At 44.3% G+C, this 3,565-nt stretch carries 3 protein-coding genes and 1 pseudogene; 3 read left to right on the top strand and 1 reads right to left on the bottom strand.

The annotated features are described in order from the left end of the window. Positions 1 to 865: carboxypeptidase-like regulatory domain-containing protein (locus AC4E7D_RS12840; protein ID WP_490174187.1), on the bottom strand; the 865-nt coding region annotated here is incomplete at its 3' end. Positions 866 to 1,235: 370 nt separating this feature from the next. Between AC4E7D_RS12840 and AC4E7D_RS12835 the strand changes: the two genes are divergently transcribed. The 3 genes and pseudogenes from AC4E7D_RS12835 to AC4E7D_RS12825 all read left to right on the top strand — a co-directional run. Beyond that, positions 1,236 to 2,264, top strand: coding sequence for a LacI family DNA-binding transcriptional regulator (locus AC4E7D_RS12835; protein WP_490174186.1), 1,029 nt, complete (start codon positions 1,236 to 1,238; stop codon positions 2,262 to 2,264). Between the two features lie 16 nt (positions 2,265 to 2,280). Beyond that, positions 2,281 to 2,937 (top strand): beta-phosphoglucomutase, encoded by a 657-nt coding sequence (gene pgmB / locus AC4E7D_RS12830; RefSeq protein ID WP_490174185.1) that lies wholly within the window; start codon positions 2,281 to 2,283, stop codon positions 2,935 to 2,937. Then, positions 2,937 to 3,565, top strand: a pseudogene (locus AC4E7D_RS12825) (glycoside hydrolase family 65 protein); the annotation flags it as partial. The gene pgmB and the pseudogene AC4E7D_RS12825, both read left to right, overlap by 1 nt.

The following is a 3,565-nucleotide window of genomic DNA, read 5'->3' as shown; positions in this document are numbered from 1 at the left end:
GGTTACCTCCGTACAATTCTACAGCATCAAGGAATTCTTCCCTGTTTAACAGGTCATATTCGTTAGCTGGAGTGGAAATACTTAAGTTAGAAGAGAACTCCCAGGTTCCGCCGGAAGCACCTTTACCACTTTTAGTAGTAATGATCACCACCCCGTTGGCACCCCTGGATCCGTAGATCGCTGTTGCAGAGGCATCTTTCAAAACACTGATGCTCTCAATGTCTGCAGGGTTAAGGAAGTTCAATGGGTTCCTTGATCCAGGTCCACCATCACCAGAGTTTCCTCCGGGAGCAGTTTCTCCACCAGAAAGCGGAATCCCGTCCACAACAAATAAAGGATTGTTGTTAGATCGCACGGAACTGGAACCCCGGATGTTAATGTTAATCCCAGCACCAGGTTCACCACTGGTCTGCTGGATGTTAACACCGGCAGTCTTACCTTGAATCAATTGTTCCGGAGAGGCAATAACCCCGCCGTTGAACTCTTCGGCAGTTACTGCGGTTACAGCTCCGGTTGCATCCTTTACTGTAGTAGTACCATAACCGATGATAACTACTTCATCAAGAGCCTGGGCATCCTCTACCAATACTACATTAATTGTAGAACGCCCATTTACTGGAATCTCCTGCGTACTGTATCCAATGTAACTAAAAACAAGTGTTGCGTTCGCATCCACACCACTTAACGTATAGTTACCATCGAAGTCCGTTTGCGTACCGGTAGTAGTTCCTTTTACAACAACACTTGCCCCAGGTAGCGGCCCGTTGACATCTGTAACTGTACCTGATACTTCTTGCGCTTCAACCAGTCCGAAGCACAAAATGGCCCCAACCAGTAAAAAGCTTTTGAGTAGCGTAATCTTCATAGATAGTTAATTTTAAGTTTAGTTAATTAAATTCCAAGGGTTAAACATATGTAAAAAAATCGTTAATACTTTTAACTACAATAAGTTCCCAAGCACGAAACCGTTTTCGTGTTGATAACTTTCTGCTGATATGGGTTACATAATTTCAATAGTAAAAAATTATGTAATCCTAAATTATGGGGTGAAATTGTTAATAAAATCGGAACAAATATAGTATTTTTTTTTATTGAGCAACCCCGAAGCTACTTTTTATAGGCATTTCCTGACCATTTGTCTCAACAACCGCGATTATTTCTTTACCATTTTTTTTAAATATCTTTAACATCTTTTATGTACATGTCGAAATTGACCAATCTGTCAACTGAGAGGCTTGAAGCGAAAAATCACACTTAAAGACATTGCCCGGGAACTCGATGTATCCATTTCTACAGTATCCAAAGCTCTCAAGAACAGCGAGGAGATCAGCAGGGATACAAAGGAAAAAGTGCAGGCATTCGCCAAGTTATACAACTACCGGCCCAACAACATTGCCATCAGCCTTAAAAATAAGCGCACCAAGAATATCGGGGTGATTATACCGGATATAGTGCACCATTTCTTCACTACTGTTTTCCGGGGGATCGAGAAATTTGCCAATGCAAGGGGCTACAACGTAATTGTGTGTATCTCAGACGAGTCATTTGACAAAGAGGTGATCAATATGGAAATGCTGGCTAATGGCAGTATTGATGGTTTTATAATGGCCCTCTCCGCTGGCACCCAACTCAAAAACGATTACAACCACCTGAAGCAAGTTACTGATCAGGGGATTCCTTTGGTGTTGTTTGACCGGGTTACTGATGAAATAGAATGCGATAAGGTGATCATCAACGATACGGAAGCGGCGTACCAGGCGGTGGAGAAAATGATTAAGGAAGGCCGGAAACAAATTGCCTTGCTCACTACAGAAGGGCACTTTAATGTTAGTGTCAAAAGAGCTGAAGGTTATTACAAGGCATTAAAAGACCACCAAATTCCTGTTGTGGAGGATCTTATCCTAATCCTGCCTGGCTCCTATGACAATGAAGGACTCAGTAAGGCATTCTTTGAGCGGTCTGATATTGATGGGGTGCTGTGTGTAAATGAGATTTATGCCGTACAAAGCATAAAATACTTGCAGGACCTGGGGAAGAAGGTGCCTGAAGATGTCGCGGTAATTGGTTTTACCGATGGGATACTTTCCAGACTCGCGAACCCTTCCCTTACCTCTGTTGCCCAGCATGGGGAGCTCATGGGTGAAACCGCCGCTCAGCTTTTAATTGGACGTATAGAGGCCGACAACTCATATGAAACGCAACCTGTTTACCGGACTGAGGTAATAAAAGCCAGTATTGTTGAACGGGAATCCACTACTAATTAACTACCTATACATATATATGGTAAAACGGGGATTTATATTCGATTTGGACGGAGTGATTGTGGATACGGCCAAATATCATTATCTCGCCTGGAAACACCTGGCCAACGAATTGGGTTTTGAATTCACCGAGGAACAGAATGAAGCATTTAAAGGTGTAAGTCGCCGCAGGTGCCTGGAGATCCTGCTTGAACTTGGTGGGATATCCGTTGACGAAGAGCAGTTCAACAGATGGCTGTTAGAAAAGAACGAGGATTACCTTTCCTACATCGCCAAAATGGATGCTTCAGAAATCCTGCCGGATGTCCCTAAGGTACTCAACTTCCTGAAGGAGAATAATGTGCCAATGGCCTTAGGCTCCGCCAGCAAGAATGCCATCCCCATACTCAAAAAAGTGGATTTACTTTCTTATTTTGATACGATTGTAGACGGTAATAAGGTGACCCGGGCAAAACCGGACCCGGAAGTTTTTCTGATCGCCGCACACGATATCGGGATGCCGCCGGAACATTGTGTGGTGTTCGAAGATGCCGTTGCAGGAATTGATGCCGCCAATACAGCCAATATGGTAAGTGTTGGGATAGGTGATCCCGAGGTCTTATCCAGGGCCCGTTATGTATTTAAAGATTTTACAGAAATTGACATTGATTTTATTAAACAACTAGTATTTCAATAATGAATCAGGAATATATCATACCAGATAGTTGGTCGATCATTGAAGAAGGATTTAACCCGGAATTGGTAAAGTCCTCTGAAAGTTTATTCAGCCTGGGCAATGGGGCCATGGGCCAGCGGGCCAATTTCGAAGAACGGTATACAGGGCCCACCTTCCAGGGCAGCTACATAGCAGGGGTGTACTATCCGGATAAGACGCGTGTAGGCTGGTGGAAGAATGGCTACCCGGAATATTTTGCCAAAGTCCTCAATGCCCCCAGTTGGATTGGCATTGATGTAGAGATCAACGGGGAACCCCTTGACCTGAATACCTGTACCTCTGTGGATAATTTCCGACGTGAACTGAATATGAAAGAAGGCTGCTATCTCAGGAGTTTTGAAGCAACACTTCCCAATGGCCTTAAGGTAGCCGTCCGGGTTACCCGCTTTTTAAGCCTTGTACAGGATGAGCTTGGAGTCATTCGCTATCAGATCACGCTCCTTAATAAAGATGCCGAAGTGCGGTTTCAACCCTATCTGGACAGTGGCATCAAAAATGAAGACAGCAACTGGGACGACCAGTTCTGGAATACCACACAGGTAGTATCAGACAAGGGGCAGGCCTTCATCGAAGCCCACACCATGAAGAC

This window comes from Lentiprolixibacter sp., assembly GCF_982873095.1.
The sequence above is the reverse complement of the archived record's forward strand: the minus strand, read 5'-3'. Positions and strand labels throughout refer to the sequence as shown.

What these genes read in the sequence shown, in the direction of transcription:
- pgmB (WP_490174185.1), top strand. Translation starts at nt 2,281, where the DNA reads ATGGTAAAACGGGGATTTATATTCGATTTGGACGGAGTGATTGTGGAT.